Source organism: Flavobacterium sp. 270 (genome assembly GCF_004368785.1).
In the GTDB taxonomy this organism is placed as follows: domain Bacteria; phylum Bacteroidota; class Bacteroidia; order Flavobacteriales; family Flavobacteriaceae; genus Flavobacterium.
Window position 1 is genome coordinate 216,174 of the sequence record NZ_SODM01000006.1, and the last position, 23,231, is coordinate 239,404.

At 31.2% G+C, this 23,231-nt stretch carries 20 protein-coding genes; 9 read left to right on the forward strand and 11 right to left on the reverse strand.

Translation table 11 applies throughout. The features are described 5' to 3' along the window. Positions 1 to 119: 119 nt before the first annotated feature. Together gldN and EV144_RS20410 are read left to right on the forward strand one after the other, a co-directional pair. Positions 120 to 1,109: a gliding motility protein GldN gene (gene gldN / locus EV144_RS20405; protein ID WP_134151000.1), complete on the forward strand. Its 990-nt coding sequence runs from the start codon at positions 120 to 122 to the stop codon at positions 1,107 to 1,109. 71 nt (positions 1,110 to 1,180) lie between these two features. Then, positions 1,181 to 2,230 carry an NAD(P)/FAD-dependent oxidoreductase gene (locus tag EV144_RS20410; protein WP_134151001.1) on the forward strand — a complete coding sequence of 350 codons (1,050 nt, stop codon included), beginning with the start codon at positions 1,181 to 1,183 and terminating at the stop codon, positions 2,228 to 2,230. A 6-nt stretch (positions 2,231 to 2,236) separates the two neighbouring features. Here the strand turns inward: EV144_RS20410 and EV144_RS20415 are convergent, their stop codons facing one another. Further along, positions 2,237 to 2,632, reverse strand: a complete 396-nt coding sequence (locus EV144_RS20415; protein WP_134151002.1) for a DUF983 domain-containing protein — start codon at positions 2,630 to 2,632, stop codon at positions 2,237 to 2,239. 383 nt (positions 2,633 to 3,015) lie between these two features. On the opposite strand from EV144_RS20415, the gene EV144_RS20420 reads away from it, so the two are divergent. Continuing rightward, positions 3,016 to 4,929, forward strand: a complete 1,914-nt coding sequence (locus EV144_RS20420) for an ABC-F family ATP-binding cassette domain-containing protein (protein ID WP_134151003.1) — start codon at positions 3,016 to 3,018, stop codon at positions 4,927 to 4,929. A 196-nt stretch (positions 4,930 to 5,125) separates the two neighbouring features. On the opposite strand, the gene EV144_RS20425 is transcribed toward EV144_RS20420, so the two are convergent. Beyond that, entirely contained in the window at positions 5,126 to 6,088 is a 963-nt protein-coding gene (locus EV144_RS20425; protein ID WP_134151004.1) for an App1 family protein, read from the reverse strand. A 62-nt stretch (positions 6,089 to 6,150) separates the two neighbouring features. On the opposite strand from EV144_RS20425, the gene EV144_RS20430 reads away from it, so the two are divergent. After that, a complete protein-coding gene (locus EV144_RS20430; protein ID WP_134151005.1) occupies positions 6,151 to 7,020 on the forward strand; it encodes a diacylglycerol/lipid kinase family protein in 870 nt (289 codons plus the stop codon). Positions 7,021 to 7,071: 51 nt separating this feature from the next. Here EV144_RS20430 and EV144_RS20435 read toward each other — a convergent pair whose 3' ends face one another. After that, positions 7,072 to 8,217, reverse strand: a complete 1,146-nt coding sequence (locus EV144_RS20435; protein WP_134151006.1) for a GNAT family N-acetyltransferase — start codon at positions 8,215 to 8,217, stop codon at positions 7,072 to 7,074. A gap of 117 nt (positions 8,218 to 8,334) precedes the next feature. Continuing rightward, the gene (locus EV144_RS20440; RefSeq protein ID WP_134151007.1) at positions 8,335 to 8,823 is read right to left on the reverse strand and encodes a DUF1761 domain-containing protein; all 489 of its coding nucleotides are present in this window, start codon (positions 8,821 to 8,823) and stop codon (positions 8,335 to 8,337) included. 180 nt (positions 8,824 to 9,003) lie between these two features. Between EV144_RS20440 and EV144_RS20445 the strand changes: the two genes are divergently transcribed. From EV144_RS20445 to EV144_RS20455, 3 genes are all read left to right on the forward strand, one after another. Beyond that, positions 9,004 to 9,861: a Two component regulator three Y domain protein gene (locus EV144_RS20445; protein ID WP_134151008.1), complete on the forward strand. Its 858-nt coding sequence runs from the start codon at positions 9,004 to 9,006 to the stop codon at positions 9,859 to 9,861. A 250-nt stretch (positions 9,862 to 10,111) separates the two neighbouring features. Then, a complete protein-coding gene (locus tag EV144_RS20450) occupies positions 10,112 to 10,417 on the forward strand; it encodes a hypothetical protein (protein ID WP_134151009.1) in 306 nt (101 codons plus the stop codon). Between the two features lie 149 nt (positions 10,418 to 10,566). Beyond that, entirely contained in the window at positions 10,567 to 11,571 is a 1,005-nt protein-coding gene (locus EV144_RS20455; RefSeq protein WP_134151010.1) for a hypothetical protein, read from the forward strand. 9 nt (positions 11,572 to 11,580) lie between these two features. On the opposite strand, the gene EV144_RS20460 is transcribed toward EV144_RS20455, so the two are convergent. The 4 genes from EV144_RS20460 to EV144_RS20475 all read right to left on the reverse strand — a co-directional run bounded on the left by EV144_RS20460 (position 11,581) and on the right by EV144_RS20475 (position 17,030). Further along, positions 11,581 to 13,245, reverse strand: a complete 1,665-nt coding sequence (locus EV144_RS20460) for a serine hydrolase domain-containing protein (protein WP_243854720.1) — start codon at positions 13,243 to 13,245, stop codon at positions 11,581 to 11,583. Positions 13,246 to 13,321: 76 nt separating this feature from the next. Next, positions 13,322 to 14,134 (reverse strand): helix-turn-helix domain-containing protein, encoded by an 813-nt coding sequence (locus tag EV144_RS20465; protein WP_134151011.1) that lies wholly within the window; start codon positions 14,132 to 14,134, stop codon positions 13,322 to 13,324. Positions 14,135 to 14,242: 108 nt separating this feature from the next. Next, a complete protein-coding gene (locus EV144_RS20470) occupies positions 14,243 to 16,729 on the reverse strand; it encodes an Hsp70 family protein (protein ID WP_134151012.1) in 2,487 nt (828 codons plus the stop codon). A 13-nt stretch (positions 16,730 to 16,742) separates the two neighbouring features. Further along, complete coding sequence (locus EV144_RS20475; RefSeq protein ID WP_134151013.1) at positions 16,743 to 17,030, reverse strand: hypothetical protein; 288 nt, start codon at positions 17,028 to 17,030, stop codon at positions 16,743 to 16,745. Between the two features lie 119 nt (positions 17,031 to 17,149). Here EV144_RS20475 and EV144_RS20480 point away from each other — a divergent pair, with 119 nt between their 5' ends. Both EV144_RS20480 and EV144_RS20485 read left to right on the forward strand, forming a co-directional pair. Then, the gene (locus EV144_RS20480; protein WP_166670611.1) at positions 17,150 to 17,971 is read left to right on the forward strand and encodes a hypothetical protein; all 822 of its coding nucleotides are present in this window, start codon (positions 17,150 to 17,152) and stop codon (positions 17,969 to 17,971) included. 71 nt (positions 17,972 to 18,042) lie between these two features. Next, positions 18,043 to 18,882, forward strand: a complete 840-nt coding sequence (locus EV144_RS20485) for a hypothetical protein (protein WP_134151015.1) — start codon at positions 18,043 to 18,045, stop codon at positions 18,880 to 18,882. 171 nt (positions 18,883 to 19,053) lie between these two features. On the opposite strand, the gene EV144_RS20490 is transcribed toward EV144_RS20485, so the two are convergent. The 3 genes from EV144_RS20490 to EV144_RS20500 all read right to left on the reverse strand — a co-directional run bounded on the left by EV144_RS20490 (position 19,054) and on the right by EV144_RS20500 (position 23,198). After that, on the reverse strand, positions 19,054 to 20,541 hold the full coding sequence (locus tag EV144_RS20490) for a hypothetical protein (RefSeq protein ID WP_134151016.1): 1,488 nt from the start codon (positions 20,539 to 20,541) through the stop codon (positions 19,054 to 19,056). 123 nt (positions 20,542 to 20,664) lie between these two features. Next, positions 20,665 to 22,629: a hypothetical protein gene (locus EV144_RS20495; RefSeq protein WP_134151017.1), complete on the reverse strand. Its 1,965-nt coding sequence runs from the start codon at positions 22,627 to 22,629 to the stop codon at positions 20,665 to 20,667. 173 nt (positions 22,630 to 22,802) lie between these two features. Further along, positions 22,803 to 23,198, reverse strand: coding sequence for a hypothetical protein (locus tag EV144_RS20500; protein ID WP_134151018.1), 396 nt, complete (start codon positions 23,196 to 23,198; stop codon positions 22,803 to 22,805). Positions 23,199 to 23,231 lie beyond the last annotated feature (33 nt).

Below are 23,231 nucleotides of genomic sequence, written 5' to 3' on the forward strand. Positions count from 1 at the left end.
TAAATTACGTCATAAATTTTTTTTCATGTACGGATATTACTTTCAAAATAAAAAAATGTAAGAAAAATACAATAAAACAAATAATACTGCGTTACCTTTGTTACCTAATATGTATTATGATGAAAGTGAAATTTTTTTTAATGAGTATTGTTTTTATCGCTGGAGCTTTTGTTTCTAACGCTCAGTCTAATTTGCTAAATGCGAAAACAGCAGATCAAATTGGTCAAAAGAATGCTGCACAGCTGATTTCTGATAATGATAAGCCTTTGGCTTATGGTTACATAGACGATAGAGATGTCTTAATGGGAAAAACAGTTTGGGAAATCATTGATCTAAATGAAAAGATCAACTTTCCTCTATATTACCCGGTTGATACAGTAAACATTGGTTCTGACAGGCGTTCACTTTATGATGTTTTAGCAAAAGCCATCAGAACGGGAAAAATAACAGAAGTGTATACAGATAGTTATTTCAATACTAAAAAATCAATGAAAGATATTGAAGGTTCGTTATCCAGAGTTGATACAACAGATGCTGGTAGAGAACTAATAAATCAGTATCCGGATGATTATAGAAGTCATGTTGTCAAGAAAAAAGTAGTAACCGGTACTGGTAAAAAGAAAGTCGTTTCTTATGTAGATCAAACGGTTGGACCAACTAGAACTGTTCCTGCTGAATACATTCTAAAACAAGATCTTACTGCAGCTGATGTTTCAGAATATAAAATAAAAGGATACTGGTATTTTGATAAACGTATGAGTGAATTAAAATATCGTTTACTTGGAATCTGCCCTGTAACTCCTGATGTTTACACCATGAATAGCGATGAAAAAGATTATATCGAGTTATTTTGGGTTTTCTTTCCAAATGCCAGAGACGCTTTGCATGAAGCCAAGGCTTTTAACGATAGTAATTCAGCTAATCCAATTTCATTTGATCAGATCTTAAATTCCAGACATTTTAATGCCATTATTTATAAAGAAGAAAATATGTACGGAGATCGTGAGATTAAAGATTACATGAAAGACAATGCGCAAAACCAATTGTTAGAATCGGAAAGAGTAAAAGAGAAGATTCGTAATTTTGAAGAAGATATGTGGAACTACTAACCACTTATTACATAATAACAAAAACTCTTGCTACATTTGTGGCAAGAGTTTTTCTATTTTACCTTTTATAAATGATTGATTATTTAATTGTCGGATCTGGATTAGCAGGAATTTCATTTTCTGAAATTGCCCTTAAAAACAATAAATCTATTGTAGTAATAGATGACAAATCCCAAATATCTTCCAGAGTTGCAGGAGGTTTGTATAATCCTGTTATTTTAAAGCGTTTTAGTGAAGTCTGGAAAGCAGAAGAGCAGTTGGCTTTAATGGAAGATTTTTACAGCGAAATAGAGCTTAAATTACAGACAAAAGTCAATTTTAAACTTCCGATTTTGAGAAAGTTCTTTTCTATTGAAGAACAGAATAATTGGTTTGCAGCTTCTGATAAACCGCTTCTTGCTCCTTTTCTTTCAACAAAACTTATCTTTACTAAATTTGATGGTATAAATTCTCCATATGATTATGGCGAAGTTTTGCATACGGGTTATGTTGATACCGCTCTTTTATTAGATAAATATCAAGAATATTTAATTGAAAATAATCTATTGCTTAAAGAATCTTTTGATTATTCTAAATTGATTATTAATAATGATCATGTAGAATACAAAAATCATAAAGCTAAACATATAATTTTTGCAGAAGGTTTTGGTCTGCATGCAAATCCTTTTTTTCAGGATCTTCCACTTGACGGGACAAAGGGAGAATTGTTTGTTATAAAAGCACCAAAACTTAATTTGGATGTCATTGTAAATACGAGTGTTTTTATTCTTCCTTTAGGTAATGATTTGTTTAAAGTTGGTGCAACCTACAATTGGAAAGATAAAACGGATCTGCCAACAGAAGAAGGCAAAACAGAATTAGTAGAACGTATTCAGGAAATAATTAATTGCGATTTTGAAATCGTTTCTCATTTTGGAGGCGTGAGACCTACCGTGCGCGATCGCCGGCCAATAATAGGTACACATGACCTGCATAAATCATTGCATATACTAAATGGTTTAGGAACTCGTGGTGTAATGCTTGGTCCTGCTATGGCCAAAGATTTGTTTGATTATATCGAAAACAAAACAGCGTTAGATCCTGTTATTGACATTCATCGATTTTATAAAAAAAGAAAATAATCCGGGTTACTTAATCTTTGCTTTTGGATCTGCCTGAGGATCATAAGAGACAAACATATTAATATAAATGTTTCTGGAAAGACGTAAAACAAAGGGAAACAAAACAACCAGCGTTATAATTATGCTTAAAAAAGATTGTTCTATAGTTGCTCCAAAAAACATAAACGACACAATAAAAGCAGCGATTCCTACCGCAACATTTAATCCGTAGCTTACATACATTGCGCCATAAAAAAACGAAGGTTCAATTTGGTATTTTAATCCGCAGTGGCTGCAATGATCATTCATTTTTAAAACTTTAGTTAAATGAAGTGGATTCTGATCAGAATACATACTTTCATTTTGACATCTTGGACAACTTCCAGAAAAAATGCTTTTTATTTTAGATCCTTTATTAAACATCGTATATGTGCTGTATTTGTAAATAATGTTTTAAAATAAGTTAAAACTTACAGATTTGTACTTTAAAATAGACTGTAAAGATAGTGATTAAGTTTGTTTTTTATGAATTGAATATCTTTTGGATATATAATTTTTAATAAATTCATTGATAGCGTTTAGTCATCAATCAAAGGTCTTAAAAGTGAAAATACTATAAATACATTACGCTTAATAATATTGCAAAAGCTATTGTTTTTCAGCGTAGAAACTTCAATTAATTGTTATACTTTTGCACTTTCAAAACGTTGAGCAAAAAAAGCCTTTTTTAAAGCTTCTTTGCGCGTTAAATTAATAAATAACAATGGTTTGTTAAACCATTACATCTTACAGCAATAGTTTACATTATGCTTAATATACACAATCTGTCGGTTTCTTTTGGAGGAACATATTTATTTGAAGAAGTTACTTTTCGTTTAGGAGCCGGAGACCGCGTTGGTCTGGTTGGAAAAAATGGAGCAGGTAAATCTACAATGCTTAAAATGCTGGCAAGAGATTTTGCCCCAGATTCTGGCGTTATTTCTCAGGAGAAAGATATCAGAATGGGTTTCTTGCGTCAGGATATTGATTTTGAACAAGGAAGAACTGTATTAGAAGAAGCGTATGAAGCTTTTACTGAAATTAAAGTTGTAGAAAAAAAGCTGGAAGAAATCAATCATCAATTGGTTACCAGAACCGATTATGAAAGTGAAGAATACGGCCAGATTATAGAAGATTTATCGGATTACACCCATCGTTTTGATCTTCTTGGAGGTTACAATTATGTTGGGGATACCGAAAAAATTCTTTTAGGTTTAGGTTTTAAAAGAGAAGTTTTTAATAACCAAACCGAAACTTTTTCCGGAGGTTGGAGAATGCGTATTGAGCTTGCTAAACTTTTATTACAATCAAACGATGTATTGTTGCTGGATGAGCCTACCAACCACTTGGACATCGAGAGTATTATTTGGTTAGAAAGTTTCCTTCGTAATTATCCTGGCGTTGTGGTAATTGTATCACACGATAAAATGTTTTTGGATAATGTTACAAACAGAACGATTGAAATTTCTTTAGGAAAAGCATACGATTTCAATAAACCCTATTCTGAGTATTTAGAATTACGTCATGAAATTCGTGAAAAACAATTGGCAACCCAAAAAAATCAAGCCAAAAAAATTGAAGAAACAGAAAAATTAATCGAGAAATTCCGTGCAAAAGCTTCAAAAGCTTCGATGGCGCAATCGTTGATTAAAAAATTAGATAAAGTAGAAAGGATTGAAGTTGATGAAGACGACAATTCTGTAATGAATATTTCATTTCCGGTTTCTAAAGAGCCAGGAAAAGTGGTAATTGAAGCTGAAGATGTAACTAAAGCATACGGCGATAAAGTAATTTTAAAAGACATTAGTCTGCTTGTAGAAAGAGGAAGTAAAATTGCGTTTGTTGGTCAAAACGGGCAAGGAAAATCTACTTTTATTAAAGCTTTGGTTAATGAATTTGAATATCAAGGAAACATTAAATTAGGACACAATGTTCAGTTAGGGTATTTTGCCCAAAATCAGGCAGAATATCTTGATGGTGAGATTACATTACTTCGAACAATGGAAGATGCAGCAACCGACACCAATCGTTCTAAAGTACGAGATATGTTAGGTTCGTTTTTATTCCGTGGCGATGATGTAGAGAAAAAAGTAAAAGTACTTTCTGGAGGCGAGCGTAACCGTTTGGCACTTTGTAAATTATTATTACAGCCAATCAATGTATTGCTGATGGATGAGCCTACGAATCACTTGGATATTAAATCTAAAAACGTTCTAAAAGCAGCACTTCAGAAATTTGGCGGTACTTTATTATTAGTTTCTCACGACAGGGATTTCCTTCAGGGAATGTCGAATATTGTTTACGAATTTAAAGATCAAAAAATCAAAGAATATCTAGGTGATATCAATTATTTTTTAGAACAGCGTAACCTTGAAAACATGCGCGAAGTCGAGAAAAAAGATGTTGCAAAAGCTGCTGCTCCAAAAGAAAACAATAAAACTTCATACGAAGATCAGAAAAAAGGAAAAGCGCTTCAAAACAGATTGAGTAAAGTCGAAAGTCAAATCAAACAATTAGAAAAAGACATTCAACACGACGATAAAATGCTGGCTTCTAATTATGACAAACATATAGAAGACGCTTCATTCTTTACCGCATACAACAAAAAGAAAGCAGATTTAGATCAATTGCTTTTGGATTGGGAAATCGTTCAGGAAGAAATTGATAATTTCAACGCTTAAAATAAGAATCAGGAGCTAATCCAGCTTTTCGATCGGGACACAAAAAAAGACCGTATTTCTAATGTTGCAAAAAGAGCTTCTTTTAGTCGCTTTTTTCAACAAGAAATACGGTTTTTTTGTTTCAAGTTTGAAGTTTCAGGTTTCAAGTTTACAAAATGACTTTGCGAACTTTGCGGTTAATTTTCTTTCCTAAAAATCACTTTATAATCCCAATAGATTTGGAGTGCATAATCGCCTCATTACTATCTTTAAAATAACAAACAGCAACTTCCAGATTTTCTAAGTTTTTCAAAATTGCTTTCGTTTTTTCTTTCTGATGTTTCCCTGTCTGCCTGATATAAACCGCTTTTACAGTCACTGGAAATATTTTGCAAATCTGTTCGTATAAAATAGGATCGTGCTGCGAATCATCGCCCAGTAAAACATATTTAAGATTTGGATAAAACTCTAATACATGTTTTATTTTATCAAATTTATGATTGTGGTTTCCTCTGCCGCTCATAAAAAAGTCAGCAATCCCGCGTTTAATATCCTTCAATAAAAGAACGGCTCTTGGGAGATTGTGTATTTTAGTAAATTTTACAATAAAACGATATAGATTCCATTCGCTGCTCGAAATATAAAAAAAAGCATTTTCTTCTTCTTTGTTGTTTCGTCCTGCAGAACTTAAAGCCTGATAATGCGGTACAACATCTTTAAAAACCTTGCGATCGTTTACATTTTTAAACAATAAAATGTAAATCTTCATAAAGAAATTATGCGTGTGCGAAATCAAAAAAGTATCATCAATGTCCGAAATAATTCCGAGATTCCCTTTGTGTGGTCTAATGAAACTGCCTTTTGCCAGTATAGTTTCATTATTATAAACCATTTTCACTTCATATTCCATCCATCCAAAATGAGTTGGTTTTTCGAGCGGAATACAAAATTTAAAATAACCGTCGTCTAAAGTTTTAGTATGGATTTCTTCACCTCCATATTTCAGGTAAATATCAAAATTCTCGAGTGTTTTTATTCGAAACTGATTAATTATAGATTTAGCATTTTTGAAGTTTTTCTTCTGAAAATCATAGTCATAGTCTCTTTTAAAGACATGACCCATTACAATTAATTCTTGCTCATTTGCATAACCTCGATATAATTGTAGTATTGGTTTCATTAATTGCGTACTTTTATATAGGTTGTAAATTAATTAAATTAATCGGTTTTAAGAATAAAATTTTGAAAAAGAACATCATATTTGTTGTAAATCCAATTTCTGGCGATTTGGATAAATCAGATTTAATAGACGCTGTAAGTGAATTTTCTGCTGTAAATCATTTTCATCTGGAGGTTTATGAAACTTCTGGAAAAAATGATATCGCAGCAATACAAAAACTATATAAAGAATATCAGCCAGAACGAATTGTTGTGGCGGGCGGTGACGGAACCATTAAAATGGTTGCCGAAGCTATGGAAGAAAATGATATAATAATCGGGATTTTGCCGGCGGGTTCTGCCAATGGTTTATCTGTCGATTTAAATCTGCCCACCACGATAGAAGAAAATCTAAAAGTTGCTTTTTTACATCATTATATCGAAATGGATATGATTTGTATTAATGGCAAAAAAAGTATTCATTTAAGCGATATTGGGCTAAATGCAAACCTGGTTAAAAACTATGAAGAAAGCAATATGCGTGGTATTTGGGGTTATGCAATGCAGGCATTTACGACATTAAAAGAATCTGAAGAACCTTTTGTAGCCACAATAACTGCTAATAACGAAACTGTAGAACATGTTGCAAGAATGATTGTAATTGCCAATTCTCAAAAATACGGAACAGGCGTAATTATCAATCCGAATGGTGCAATGAATGACGGAAAATTTGAGTTGGTAATTTTAAAAAATCTGGATCTGCTCTTAATCGGAAAAATTATTACAGGTAATATGCCTATTGATTCTGATGATGTTGTGATTATTTCGACAGATAAAGCCACTATTAAAACCGATTATGCGGTTAATTTTCAGATTGATGGAGAATATTGCGGCTCGCAGTCTTTATTAGATATTTATATTCTGCACAAGCAAATGAAAATAGCAATTCCTTAAGAACTTTGGCAAAGTTCAAAACTTTGTCAAAGATGCTAATACTGCATAATTTTATTTAAATGGATTTCGTTCCTGCCAATCTGTTTTTGGTTCCAGATAATTAAATAACTTGGCAATATTATGATTGATTAAAGCATTACTATGCGTTATTAAGCCATACATTTTTATAGGTTTTGCACCAACAGAACTCTTGATTTCAAGAGCCGTTCGGGCAAAAATAATTTCCTTAAAACCTTGATTGATAGAATAAGCAATCATATCGTACAACATGTTTAAATAAAGCATTTTTTCGCGTTGTAAACCTTCATCATAGCCTAAAAAATAAGTGTCCATGACAGCTCCATTTTTGATTAAAGTATTGAAACCAATAAGTTTTCCTTCCAGAAAATAACCATAAAAAAGAAAATTGTCTTTCATGATTTCTTTAAAAACCCGGAAATGATTTTTGGTTAGGAAAAAAGTATTAAAAGGCGCATTTTTGGCAACATGAAAATACAAATCATAAATCGCATCTTCATGTTTAATGATATCTTCTAAAGACATTTTCTGCTTTTCAATTCCTTCGGCTTTTTTGCGGGCACGCTTGTATTGGTCGCGGTATTTTTTTAATAAAGCATCAATATAATCCTGTTCGTTTTTCCAGTTTTCATGAATGTCGAAAACCATATTGGGCTGAGTCGAAAAAGTATAATTGTTTTTGAATTCTACTTGTAAAGGTTCAATCTCGGCTTTTGTAAAATCCTTTATGCTGGTAATATGAACTTTTCTGCCTTTTGCTTTTAAATCTTTCTTTAACTGATTTATAGCTTTGTGCAGCATTTTTACAGCTTTAGACTGATTTGTATTAGGATCAAAAGCAAAAGCATTTTGTCCTGTAAGCATATTATTGCCGACGAATAAAACATGTGATGCAAATTTTTTGAATGCAAAATTACGAACCGATGTTTTAAGACATTGATCGCGTTCTCCAAACGATTCTAATTTTTCTGCAAATAGAAATTGCGTTAAGGCAATTCCGACCAATTTCTCCTGTTTGAAAATTCCAATAAAATGACAAAGCATATTTATCGGAGAAGATTTTTCTAATACTTCGAGATATTCCCGAGTTAAAAAAATATTATCAGCAGTCAGCGAATTCCATTCTAAAGGCAGTAATGATACGCTGGTGTATATTTCGAAAGAATAATTTGTACTCAAGTGTAGCAGCTAATTTCTTCAAAATTAGATAATAATTATAATAACTAAACAGCTTTAAGTTATTATTAAGAAAAACCCGTTTGAATTTAGACTTCAAACGGGTTTCATTTATAAATTTTATGCAAATTGACAGATAATACCACCCATTAGAGTTAGGGTAATCATCCAGAATCCTGCATGAATAAAAATGTATTTCCAAGATTTTCTTTCAAATAATCCGTTAATTCCAATTATAGGAAAAGCAAAAAACAGGCCCGACATAAAACCGTGGAGTGCGCCGTGTTTAAAAGTGCGGTAAGCAGTTCCGTAATCCGCCATAAAAGCATGAAAAGATGGTTTTGCGCTGGCTAACAATGGTGGTCCGCCAACCATACCGATTGCTCCTGACTGATGAATGGTTAGTGACATCAAAGTCATAGCGATCATTAAAGAGAAAACATACGTCAATCCGAATATTTTGAGCATATTTCCCTTTCTAAGATCATCTTGCGTGAAATTATTTTCTTTCATCCAGATGGTTCCGAAGACACTGGGATGGTACCAAATAAAACCAACGAATAATGATACTAAAGCAGCACCAAAAAATGCAATAAAGTTAATTTCCATAATATGAGGTTTTTAGATTAGTTGATCAAATTTAATCAAAAAAAGCAAATATCTTTATATTTTAAAATTAGTAATAAAAATAGTGTTAATTATTTACTTATTAACACTTTGTCGACATTTAACGCTTTATAACTATGAAATTTATAATTTAGCCCCGAAAACAAAGCCCAAATCTTGTTTATGAAATACCTTGCTATCTTATTTTTATCGCTTGTTTTTTCGCTTACAATTTACGCAGATACTGTTTCAGATAAAGAAAAAGATGCACTGATTCAATTTTATCACGCAACAAACGGATCGCAGTGGAAAATTAAATGGGATTTATCTTTATCCGTATCAACCTGGTATGGTGTTCAGACGGAAAATGGAAAAGTTGTTGCGCTGCATTTAGCAGACAATAATCTGGAAGGACAATTACCAAATGATTTTTTTGATTTGGTGAATTTGGTCGCTATCGATTTACACAAAAATAAACTTGCAGGAGCAATACCAAATACCATTCAAAATTTTAAGGAATTAGAAGTTTTAGACGTTTCTGTTAATGAGTTTTCTGGCGTGATTCCGGAAACAATCTGCGAGTTGAAAAAGCTTAAAAATTTAGAACTTTTTGAAAATAAAATTTCTGGAAAACTGCCTTTGGAAATTGGTCAGTTAAACAAACTAGAAACGCTGGCATTGTTTAAAAATAAGATTGAAGGAACGTTGCCAAGTTCGCTTTATAAAATGCGAGCATTAAAAGTTTTGCTTTTAAACAATAATAAGTTGTCTGGAAATCTGAGTAATGAAATTAGAAATTTTACTGCTTTGCAAAACCTCAGCTTATTTGATAATAATTTTGAAGGAGCGATTCCGGCTGGAATTGAAAAATTGCATAATTTGTCTGAATTGAATCTTTCGTACAATAAGTTTAAAGGCAGCGTTTCAAAAAATATAGCTTTGTTAGATTCTTTAAATATGACGATGCTTGACGAAAATGAAAATCCCTTTTTATTAGAAATAAATACAGAAAAACCAACAACAATTGTTACCGAAAATTAATCGTGCTTATGAATTGAATTTTACTATTTAAAAAAAGTTGATTAAATATATTTAGTTAATTGCCAAAACCGTAATTCGTTACGGTTTTTTTATTTTTTATGAATTACCGAATTGAAAAAATGGAGTTAAATTAAGACTGCGATTTCTATGATTAGATATTTTTTTAATAACTTTATTAAAGTATTCGGCATTATTCAAAAAGTTGAATATATTTGAAGCATAAATTTATAAACGTTAATACTATAATATTATGGTAATAAAATATCAGGGTAAACAGCACGGAAAATCTACGACGTTTACATTAAGAATTATTGGCAATAATTTATCTAAAAGCAGTTCTAATTACCAGATTGATCTTTTGGTAGGAGATAAGCAATTACCAACTTTTACGACAGAAATTCACCAAAGTTTGTCTAACTGCCTAAAAGAAATCTATTTATTCACAAAACACAACGGAATTACTTTTGAAGCTTCGTCAGAAGAAATAGCGCCAAAATTAGTGCCTTATGATTTGGTTTTGTTTAACCATAATAAATACGCTTTGTTTAGAGCTTAAATTTATTTTGTTTAAGAAAATAATATAAAGACTGTTCTCTTGTAGAATGGTCTTTTTTTTGAATTTAAGCGGAAAAACGTTTGATATTATCTGCGTTATCGTTGTGTAAATAGAATAAGAATAACAAACAGCATTGATATAGAAGCTCCATGATAAAAAAATACAAATCATTAATTATTTTTATCCTGATAGAAATTGTTTTAGCCTCAATAGGTTATACTAGTTCAAGTTTAAATAATCCGATTTTACTCTCGGTAGTAACAGCTTTGTTTTTAATAGCGGCGCCGGCTGTTTATTATTTAATGGAACAAAAAAAACAAACCGAATTTACTACGTGGTTTGTATTTTATTTAGCGTTTAAAATAACACCGTATTTGTTTTCGATGGAAGGGAATTATTTTCAACTTCTGTTTCGTTTTAAAATCTATTTTAATATTCTGTTTCTGTGTTATTTAAGTTTTAAGGCAATAACGTTTATTATAAATTTCAAAAAGAAGGTAAGAGAAAAAAATAATGCAGATGTAGATGAATATACTTTTATCTCAAATTCATTGCAAGAAGCTATAAAATTTAAAAGTTTAGGAAAAATGATCGCTTTTGAAGTCTGCTCTTTTTACTATTGTTTTATAAAATGGACTTCGAATAAAAATACCGAAACTTATTTTACGGGTTATAAAGACAGCGGCGTAGTTTCGGTTTACATCGGATTAATGCTTGTTTCTGTGATAGAAGCGGTGGGCGTGCACCATTTATTAATTTCCTGGAATAAAATCTTTGCAATAGTTTTTCTTGTACTTCACATCTATTTATTGATCAATTTAACCGGACATCTAAAAGCTATGTTTTTTAGAAAGCATTACATTTCAAACGGAAAACTCATAATTCGGTACGGTCTTTTTGAAACATTAGAAATACCAATAGAAGCTATTGATACAATCCAGAAGTTTGAAGGTGATTATGAAAAAAACAAAGAACTTGTAAAGTTTGCATTTTTAGGGAAATTAGAACCTCATAATATTTCTCTTAAACTGAAAGACAGCATACCGATAAATCTGCCTTTTGGAATTGTTAGAAAACCAAAAAACGTATTGCTTTATATCGATAATGAAAGTAGTTTTATAAAAGCAATTACAGATAAAATGGTAGTCAATTAAATAAAAATATTACTTCAATATTGCTGGTAAAAGATATTCACTTATAATTTTAACCGCCTGCGGATGTCCATAAGGTCTGGCATAGGCTTTTGATGTAATAATAATAACAAGCGGAAGATCTTTAAAAATAACAAACTCATTACCACCGTTACCCGCACAATAAAAAGCTTCATAGTTTTTGCCGTTGTAAGGGAAAGTTTTATTCCAAAACAAATAGCCATAATATTCCTGATCTCTATTCGGAATCTGAATTTGTTTTGTAAAAGTCTTTTGTACCCAATCTGCAGGAATTATTTGCTTGCCATTCCATACACCATTATTTTTATACAATTGCGCGTATTTGGCATATTCAAGTGAAGTCATTTGCAGGCTTCCGGCTGTATTTACAACATTTTGAGGCGTGTACTGCCATTTATAATTCGTTATATTTAGAGGTTTAAAAAGTTTTTCGGCAGCGTAGTTTTCTAAACCTTTTGGAACCGATTTATTCAATATATCTCCCATTAATACAACTCCTGCCGTAAAATAATCCCATTGACCGCCATTGGTTTTTGTTTTATCGATTGGAAGATCCAAAGTAAATTTTACCCAATTGTCTGTAGGATACATGTTTTCTTCGTTTCCAGGCGATTCGCTATGGCTGTCAGAACCTTCAAAAGCTGAACTCATTTTGAGCAAGTCTTTAATCTTGATGCTGTCTTTTTTGGGTTCATAATTAGCAAAATTCTTCAAGTCGTAGAATTTATTTAGCGTCTGGTTTTCATCTTTAATATATCCGTCTTTTATGGCAATTCCCATAAATGTCGATGTAAATGATTTTGTGGCAGATCGGGTATCGTGAAGCGTATTTCTATCTGCATCATTAAAATATTCTTCCAGCATTAGTTTGCCTTCTCGAATTACGACAACACTTGTTATTTCTTTCAAACTATAATTGCCGATTGCTGTATTCAGTAATTCAATTTTCTTTTTATCAAAAGGCAATGTTGAAATTTTCCAGTCACTATTGGGTTTTATCTGCTGCATTTCAATTTGCTTGGCTGTTAATTCAGGTGTTTTTATAACCAATTTTACTTCTCCTTCGGCGATTAAATTTCCTGTTTTAATATTCTTATTTCCATCCAAATCAATATAAGGTCTGATTTCAATTTTAAGTTGATGTGTGCCTTCTGTCAAAACTTTTTCACCGCCATTACTTTTAAATCGGTCCCACATATACATGGCCCACCAATCTTCGCCTTTTGAACTTGTAAGCGGCACTCTAAAAGTAGTAGAAGTATTTTTGTTTCCTCCAGATCCAAAATTGCATCCGAAATTAATATTCTCTTTATAAATAAATTGATGGTCTATATAAAAGGAAAACTGAAGATTTCCCATTTTTAATAATTTTTCTGCCGACAGTTCTGGTGCTAATTGATGCAAATAATTCACAACAGAATTATCCATAAAAACTCTTATATTCAAATCTGATCTGTATTTTAAATCAAAAGATTTCAAGAAATCAGTTTCTTTATATTGATCCAAAGGAATATTTCCGTTCATAAAAGTGACCTTCCCGATATTTGATTTATGAAGATCATTAGTAATTAAATCCGGTTGGTACAGATTATTGTTTTGGGCATTTACAGAGCTGTACAACGACAATATTAAAAAGACTAGAATTTGCTTCATCATTTGATTTTTATAAAAAATTATAGTCCAAAATTACAATGCCGAAAACATTAAAAATTGTACAGAATTAACATTGTACTTATTTTTTAAAAAGTATTTTTTTATGATAGGAAGGATTGATATTATTTACTTCCTTAAAACAGCGATTAAAATGACTTTGATCTGAAAACCCGCATTGATAAGCGATTTCTGTAAAAGATTGTTTTTGTAACGCAATTAATGAAAGTGCTTTTTCGACTTTTAATTTTCGTACATATTCACTTAGGCTGCAGTTAAAATATTTAGCAAAATCTCGGGAAAGATGTACCGGATGTATGTCCAGCAATTGAGACAAATATTCGAGCGTTAGGTTATCTGCAAATTGCTCATGAAGAATTTCGTCTACCATAGTAACCCATTTAGGCTTTTTATGTAAAACGCTTTGAGCCTCATTTTGTAATTTTGATAGAATTTCAAGTAAAATAGTTTGTGTAGAAAAGTCAGAATTGATTTCGTCTATTTTAGATGCTCTAAAAATCTTATACATCAAGAGTTTAATATCGGGATTCAAAATTTTACTGCTTCCTTCTAAATCATCAATGTTTAAAGCTAAACCATCAAACCATTGTTTTTCTATTTCGAGATGAAAACCTCTTGTAAATCCTTCGGGTTTAATATTATAATGTGATTCCTGGCAATTATGAAACAGCAGGCTTCCGGGTGTACAATTATAAACTTCTTTTTTGTTTCCTTCAATCACATTTCCCTGAAGAATAAAAGTAAAATAAGCGTGTTCATGATAATGCCAGTCCACTTTAGGATGCGTGTAAACAGTATCTGTCAAAGTAATTCCATCAAAGCAGATCTTTTTGTTTGTATCACCGAAAAATTCTCCTTTTTGTAAATGTTTCATGATTATTATACACTTAGCTTCTAAAAGTAAATATAAAAGAAAAAGCTTCAGAGAAAATCTGAAGCTTTTTCTTTTATTTTGATCGATTTACTAAAATACCTCAACAACTTATTTTATACCAAGATTTCCATCAAAAGTATTAAAGTCATCTTTTCTTTTTGGTTTCACAATCAGCAAATTATAGAGTTGATGACAAATTGATTTTAATTCGACTAAGTTGGATTTGTCAATTGCTTTTTCTCCTAATTCTATCAATTGGCTGTGTTTTGATCTGTCTCTAAAGGCGCTAGGATCTTCAAATCGCAAATAATAAAAATAATCGATATAGCTTTCATCCTGATTTTGATAGATGTTTTCTAATAGGTTTTCTAATTCTTTATTCTTTTTGCGAATTAAATATTTATTGTTGGATTGAAGAAATTCCTTTTCGTTTTTTATGATTTTTTCAAATTCTTCTTTTTGGCGCGGACTGCCTTTTTCAATATAAAAAATAAGGCTGTCTTTTATATTATTGTATTCCTCAAGTTCGGACAATATATGTTTATGGCGAATAAGATCATCAAATTCCTGAATGTAGATTTTTTTCAGTTCATCAATTTGATATTTTTTATCTGTAAGAGCATCATTCTGATTTTCCAAAGCCTCATTATAAAGAACAGTCAACGATTCCTGAGATCTTTTTAATTTGGCTAAATATTCATAATTCTCGTTCGCTTCTTCGCTTCTTATTTCTTCTAAAATGGTATCTAAAGCATTCTTAATTTCCGAAGCTAATTTTTCAATCGAAATTTTTCTTTGATGCGGATTAAAAACTTCGCTGATTTCTAAATCCAGAGCGCCTATATAAACGTCGATACTCAAATCTCTAGATTCCGAAACTTTAAAATTCAGCTCAATATCCATTCCTTTTAAAAGATCCTGCTCAAAATTACTTCCAGATATTTCAATATAACCGATTGATAGATTACTGCCCACCATACTTCCGGCATTACCTTCAACTACATTGATGATCAATTTTTGATCAGAGTTTCTTAATATGTTTTTAGAACAATTTTTGTAAATGGTTTTCTTTAGAGGCAGAATATCATTTTTCTTAAAGATAATTTCCATGTGGCTTTTTCCAGATTCTTCGTCTAATTCCAAGCAAATGTCGTTCGGAATTGGCTGTCCCAGAATGCTATATAAGCCGTTAGTAATTTGAATATTCGCTTTACTAAATATTTGTTTTTGTTGATTGTCGAATAAAAATAGCGTAAATTGATTCGTCGTTTTTTCTAATAAAGGAACAAACTCGGCTATTTTTTTATTTGCTTTCAGAAGTCCGGTGTCAAAACCGCCATCTGCTCGGGTAATTCTGTAATATCCCTCAAATGATTCTTCCAAAAGAACAACAATTAGTTCTTCCGAATCTTTAGAATGTGGTTCGTAGATAGTTTCAACCTGAATGTTGTTTTGTTCAAATTTAGGCTCATCTACAATTTCTTTCTCAATTAATTCTGAAGGTTTTGAACCTGCATAATAAGCTGCTCCAATCATTACTGCAGTTGTAGGATCTAAACTCGTTTCTACTTCAATTTGAGTTTTCTCCTGCAATTGCTGGCGTATGTAAGGAATATAAGTAGTTCCCCCAACCAATATAATACGCTCTATATCTGAAAATTCAAGGTGATTTTCTTTAATTAATTTTTCAACCAAATGAAAAGATTCTTCAAATTTGGGCTGAACGATTAATTCAAATTCATCTCGACTGATATCAATGTCTAATGAGATTGAAAGCTCGTCAAAATCAATTTCAATGCTTGAAGTTTCTTTTATCGAAAGTTCTTTTTTTGCTTCTTCTGATTTATAAAGAAGTTCAAAAAAGAGTTTATTATATACTGGATTTTCTTTAGAAATTAGTTTTGACCAAAGATCTTTTTCCTGAGTTTGGTTTTCGATTTTCGGGCATACTATTTTCTCAACAAATAAAGTATCTAGATCGACACCTCCCAGAAAATTATTGCCTTTATGATCAAATACTTTAAGATCTCGCTCGTTGATGTTAACCAAAGCAATATCAAAAGTTCCTCCTCCAAAATCGTAAACCAGCCATTTTTTCTCGGATGTAATTTCGATGTTTAAAGAATTGGAATAAGCCAGACAAGCGGCGATAGGTTCCTGAAGCAAAACGATTTCTTCAAAACCGGCCTGATAACCTGCTTTTTTGGTGGCATTAGACTGAATCGTATCAAAAGAGGCCGGAATTGTAATGACAGCAGATTTTAAACTTTCGCCTTGAGCGAAATTAATTAATTCGTTTAAAACCATTGAAGACAGTTCAATCGGACTGCAGTTTTTATCCAGATCTTTGATAAAATAAACCTCATCAGATCCCATTTTTCGTTTAAAAGAAGAAAATACATTTTCGGCATTTGTTGCGCTGTGTTCTCTTGCTTTTTCGCCTATTTGGATGCGTCCTTTTCGAAATGAAACTACAGACGGAATAGTGTCCTTGAAGCCAACAGGATTTTTATAAATACTGATTTTTCCGTTTTCGTATTTTGCAATTCCTGAATTTGTTGTTCCTAAGTCAATTCCAATATTGATATTTTTCATGCTAATGATGCTATTATTCTACTATAACTACTGCTTTTTGAACCAATTGCAGGGTGTCGTTTTCTGTTTTGTAAATTGTAGGTCTAATGACTTTGGTTATTTTTTTGGAATTTGAATTCAGAATATTAGCATCAATAGAGCTGTCTCTTTCATCATAATTTGTCCCCAAAGGATTTATAATTTTATATCCTTTTTCTTCCAATTCATTATAAATTCTTTTTAGATTGCGCTCGAAACCATTAAAGTTTTGTTCTAACGCTTTTTTCTCAATTTCAAACAGTTGGTTTATAATTACATTCATTTTTTAAAATCGGATTTTATGAATGAGCAATTTACAATTTATTTAATACGATATTAATTATCAATATTATTTTTTATCAAAGCATTATTTAATTTTACAACACGATGAATATCATTCAATTGTTTTCTTTATTAGATTTGAAAACCAACCAGATTTTAGAATTTGGTCCTGAGGATTATATTAGAATTGAGAAAAAAATAAATTTCGAAAAAAAGATAAATCCGGAAATAGATTCTAATACAGGTGAAAATTTAATTATTGCTTTGAAAGAATACAAAGAAGAGTTTTTGTTTGTAATATCGAATCGCGTTTTTTTTAATTTTTTCACACAAAATAATTCCCAAAAAAATCATTTTTCAAATTATGATGTGACTGTTCCTGATGAAAAAATTAAAGAATTTATTGCCCTCTTTTTAGCAGATGATTTGATTTCTTTTTTTAGTTTTAAACTATCAAAACATTGGTATCACTATTTAGAAGAGTTGAATCTTCTTTTAGATTTAAAAAGATATTTTTCCGAAGAGATTATCTACAAAATGGGTTTACTTGTTTTTTCTAAACTTGATTTTGCTGTTTCTCAATTAGCTGTCTCGAATACTAATGAGTTTTCAAATATCAATTATATTAAATACGACCCTTTTTATCATTTACTATCTCATTTTGCAACGATCGAATTAGATCGAAAAGTAGTTATTTTATTAGATTTGGTTTCTAAATATTATAAAAAAGGGACGAATATCATTTTTTTTAGATCTGTTGTAATATCAATGGCATCTTATAATGCTTATATTGAAAATTTAAGAAAAATCTTTATCGAAAGTAGAGAAATTTTAATGAAACCAAAAGAGAGGGATGAGACTGAAAAAATGCATCTTATTGTAAAAATCATTCTTGTTATTTTCTTTCTTTTGATAGTTTTTTCAAAATTAAGATGTTCCTAAATTTATTTTTTATAATCTTTTGAAAAAGAGTTAAAAAGATTATGTTTGTCTCTTAAAAATTAGCCCCAAGCATGAACATAATAGAATTATTCGAAGAATTAAAAATAGATAAAAACAAAATTCTATCGTATTCTTCAGACGACATAATCCGAGTAGAAAAGCAGGTTAATGTTGAGAAAAGAATAAATCCGGATATAGACAGCAATGTTGCCAATAACCTCATTTTGGCTTTAAAAGAGTATCGCAAAGAACTCTATTTTATAGTTTCAAGTCGAATTTTGTATTCGCTTTTTTCGAAAACAAATTATTCCAGACATCATTTCTCTCCTCTGCAAGATTATGATGTTGAAAAAATTCAATCTTTTATAATTCAGTTTCTTAATGACGATTTAGTATTGTTTTTTGATCAAAATTTATCTCAAAATAAATATGATTTCATTAATGATATTTTTGATTTTAAAGACTGTTTTCCTGAAGATGCCCTTTTTCAGTTGAATAAAAAACTCAGCGGAAAACTTGATGCGATATTAGCAAATTTGAATCAAAATTCGCCAAACGCAGAAGTGATTCCGTATGTAGGATATAGAAGTTTTTATGTTTTGTTGTCCTATTTTAGTTCTATAGAAATGGATAGTAAAATGAGAAGTCTTGTAAATATAGTTTCAGAACGTTATAACGCCAACAAACAATCTGATTTTTATACGACTTGTATCTCCTCGATGTCGGGATATGTTGCTTACGATCCGAATTTGACTGCTATTTTGGTGGGCAATAGAGAAGCTGTATATTCTAACAGTATCGATAGAGGTGCATCAAGCAGTTCAGGTGGTATGTCTGGAAAAAGCATCTTTTTTATAATACTTGCTGTTATAAAAATATTGCTTCTTTTTTCTAAATGCTCGAGTCATTAGTTTTTTTAGCATCCAGACAGGGAAATAAAGACCTAAATAGAAAGTTTGTATATGAACGAAAAGCTTCAGAGAAATCTGAAGCTTTTGCAGGAGAATAGATTGTTTTAAAAAGGCAATAATTTTTCGTGTGAATTTTAGTTTGCTTGAATTTAAAATTTATTCTTTGAGCGCTTATAGAATGACTGTTATATTGCGAGAAATCCAGCCTCTACTTGTTTTGATATATTCCAATGCTCCGTCAGTTATCATTTGACATATGATTGTGTCACCTTGTCTAGCGTCTTCATAGGATGCGTTAAGTTCAGAAGCCATAAGTTTTACTTCAGTTTCATTTTCGTATATTCTAGCGTAATTTACCAAGGCGTTTGATAATTCGGCTAGTTCACGTGTAAATTTGTTATCAAGATTGAAAAAAAGGGAACTAATATATCCTTGCGAATTATCTTCTTGTGATTTTACTATATTTCCCTGATCGTCCACTGTTAAGGCTCTATTGTTGTCTGGATTGACTTTTATCAAATTAGTTCCGTAAACCCAAGTAGTATAGATATAATTGTCTGATTTACTCCAAGACATACCAGTTAAGAATAGTGCGTAAGAGTAATAAGAGAGTATCAAATTGCTGCTTAGTTTAAATATAGGAACCCTAAAGGAATACCATGGACCATTAGCTAAATATAAATCGTCGCCTGCTGCAATAACTTTGACCAAAGAGTTTGAACTGTAAACGCTATTCCAAATGTTGCTTCCTTCGTTGTATATGTATATTTCATTTGATTTAACTCCAAACAAGGCTGAATCAGTATTTAAAAAATAGTCCATAATTAAACCTGATTGACCTAATAATCTAACGGAGCCATTAATCGTGCTTACGGCATAAGTTCCTTCATTAACAACATTGTCTGATCGAACTATTATATCAGTATCTCTAAGAAGACCTACTCCATTTAGAGAAAAACCGAAATCATGTAAAATGCCCACTACTCCATTAGCAGCGTATGCAATTTTACCGTTAGCATAAAAATAAATTATATCTTCTGAATCTATACCTAAAATATAAGGGCTATTAACTAGAGTAAGTTCTTCTAGTGTTGTACTATTTGGTTCAACTCTATAAGTTGCAGCCGAATCGAAGAAATATGCTCTGTCTTGAGAGTCAAAATTTATAATTCCTCCGGGGCATTCCGCTATTTCGTCGACAGTGCCGTCAACGTTATATCTGTATAAAGTCCCAATGTTTCCAATTTCTTTGTTATTCCATGAATAAAAATTTCCATTGCTATCAGAAGCAGACAATCCATAAGCTGAATTCACCTGAGCACCAGGAATGTTCGGGATAAAAGTTTCGTAAGCTAGAGAGTTTGTTAAATTCGCAAGTTTTAAACCTGATCCACCTGTCGAACCTACAATTTCAACGTCACTGTTTACTGTGGTTTTTAATCCATCATAACTAATACTACTATCTTCTAGTCCTTGCCCGTCTGAGTTAAATTTAGACAGAACATATGGTGTTCCAGAGAAACTTCCATTTGTAAAAGAACTTTTATCAACTTCTTTGATGATTTGATCAGCACCTCTTACAAGCACTTTTTCTTCGGATATTGTAATTTCTTCAATGTCCTTAAGAAGTAATTTTTTTTCAATTAAATAATTATTCATTATTATATGTTTTTTACGGTTAATTTTTGTTTTAGTAATCCTAATCAATTGAAAATTTCTTAAAGCGAAGCTTGCCTTTATTGTTATTTGAAGTAAACATGCAAATCGTAAAATATACTTGATTTAATCTGTTTCATAACTCCAATGTACTTCTCCTTGGTAAGAACTGCCATTATCTCCGGATTTTCCGGAAAAGATAATTTTAGTATTATTTGTTCCTTCTAATTGAATTATGGCAGGAATAATAAGATTTCCAAGTCCTCCACCATATAATATGCCGTTTCCAGCATTTAATCTAGGGAATGTCGATGACTGAGGAAATGGTAATGTTACTTGAATGTAAGCTAAATCATTACTCGTATCTGTATTAGTATCTATTGAAACACTAGCACTACAATAAACATTCTTACCTGTTTTTGTGTAATAAATTTTCTCGATAAAAGTATTTCCCGGATTATTTACATTTGTACTATTATCATTGATAATTGAATTATAAGAGCCTGAAATTGATAAGTCTTCTGTAGTTGCTAATATATAGTCACCTTGTGCTTTGGCAGGAATTTTAATATTAGCACTGCCACCTATTGCTATTGGTTGTTCAAATTCTAATATTGTACCATTAGAAGAGGAGTTTTTTTGAGTAAGTTTTATGTTACCTTCATAACTACTAATACCTGCCTCTGAACCGCTAGAGGTTCCTAATATTGACCAAAAATCTTTTCTAAGTCTAAAATTTGAATAATCATCGTTATCCACACTAGTTTGAAATTGTACTTCTCTGTCACCATCTGAACCATACAATATTCCTGCAAAGTCATAATTTCCAAAATAGGCCTCCGAATTACTATTTAACACTGATTTTAAATCAATTGTATTAACAAAATCTTTTTTATTTAAGCCTACTACTTTGCCATTATTATCTAAAGCAAGCAGGTAATTTTTTTCAGTATAAATAAACTTTCCCCAAAATCCTGAAGACCAGCTTACGCCATAAAGGTTGTTGTCTAAATCAGAATATAAGCCGTTAAAATTTGTGCCAGGTTTATTAAATATAACTTCTGATTCTCCCGAAGGCTTTACTAGTCTAAAATCTGAGATAAACATTGAAGAATAATTACTGTAAACAATTATATTGCCATCTGTAGTGAAGATTAAATCCTGTGGCCAAATACCTACAGGAGCAGTGAGTATAACAGAACCATTAGAATTTAAAGCTATTAATTGTTGGTTTGTATAATTTAATGCGTATAGAACGCCATCTTTATAAACTGCTTTAGAAAAATAAGTAGCCTGTTCAGGTAAATAAAATAAGGTTTTTTCTGTTCCTTCAGATTTATAAATACCGTCAGTGGCTAAAGAATAAATCTCACCTGAATCTCCTAAAGCGAATGTAGAGCTTGGATGTACAAAACCATTACCATACGGCTGTGTCTCTCCATTATTAATATTAACGGTCTTTGCAGATCCATCGTACTTTAAACAATATATAAGGCCACTTGCAAAATACAGGTATGGATTTCCACCTGAATTTGAAAAGTTTTCAGTAATATTAAAATTCTTGTCAATTTTAGTTATATCATTATTTGTGACTACTAAATATAAGTTGTCAGAATCATCATAAATGAGCCCAGTTGGTTGTGTTGATAGAATTGTAGAAAATTTAAGATCACCATTTTTATCTAAAACATCAAGTTTATTACCTGATTGAAAAATAATTGCAATATCTCCAGTATTTTTATTATGAGCCGTTCTGCGAGGGAATGACTGCGAAGTAGGCCTTGCTATTGGTGTGTAAGAAATGGAATTTTTTAGATTAGTAAATTTTAGTCCTGAATCATTAGCTATTGAAGAAGTAATTTCTGCAGTACTTCCAATAATAGTTATAGGAGAATCTTCTAGACCATTTCCATTTGAATTAAATTTGGACAGAATATTTGGCGTTCCAGATACATTTCCACCACCAAAAGAACTTTTGTCAACTTCTTTGATGATTTCATCCGCACCTCTTACAAGCACTTTTTCTTCGGATATTGTAATTTCTTCAATGTCCTTAAGAAGTAATTTTTTTTCAATTAAATAATTACTCATTATTTTATGTTTTTTATAGTTAATGTTTTATAATCTTATCAGGAGAAAAAGAACATTCTGCCACTGATAATAGATTGTATTTTGTCGATTAAAAAGTTTTTTTTGACTCTTGAATGTTGATAAAGCAAAAGAAATTCCAACATAGATTTTATTGAAAAAAATAGTTTGATAACTTATTGTATAAAAGTTACCAAACCATTCTTAACCTCATCTGATTCTATAAAAGAGCTGTTTTCGTGGTCAAACTGAATAGTGAAATCTGATTCGAAGTCTAGAATTTCAAATTGAGATCCGTCTCCTGAAATCACGATTCCTAAAGATTTCCTGAGATTCTCTATTTCTTGATCACAAATCAGTTCGCTGTATGGTAAGAACAAATCATAGTTTTTGATCTTTCCATGTTTTTTTATGGTAAATGTTAGTTTATAAATTTCTGCATCAAAGAGTTTCGGAAATTCAGTATTATTTACAACAGAAAAAGAATTGGTTAAATCTATTACGTTTTTTATTCTTCTGATCTTAAATACTCGTTCTAATAAATAAGGTTCATTTTTAGTTGCTGCTTCCAAGTTGGTTTGTTAGGTTATACGCTAGAATTCAGA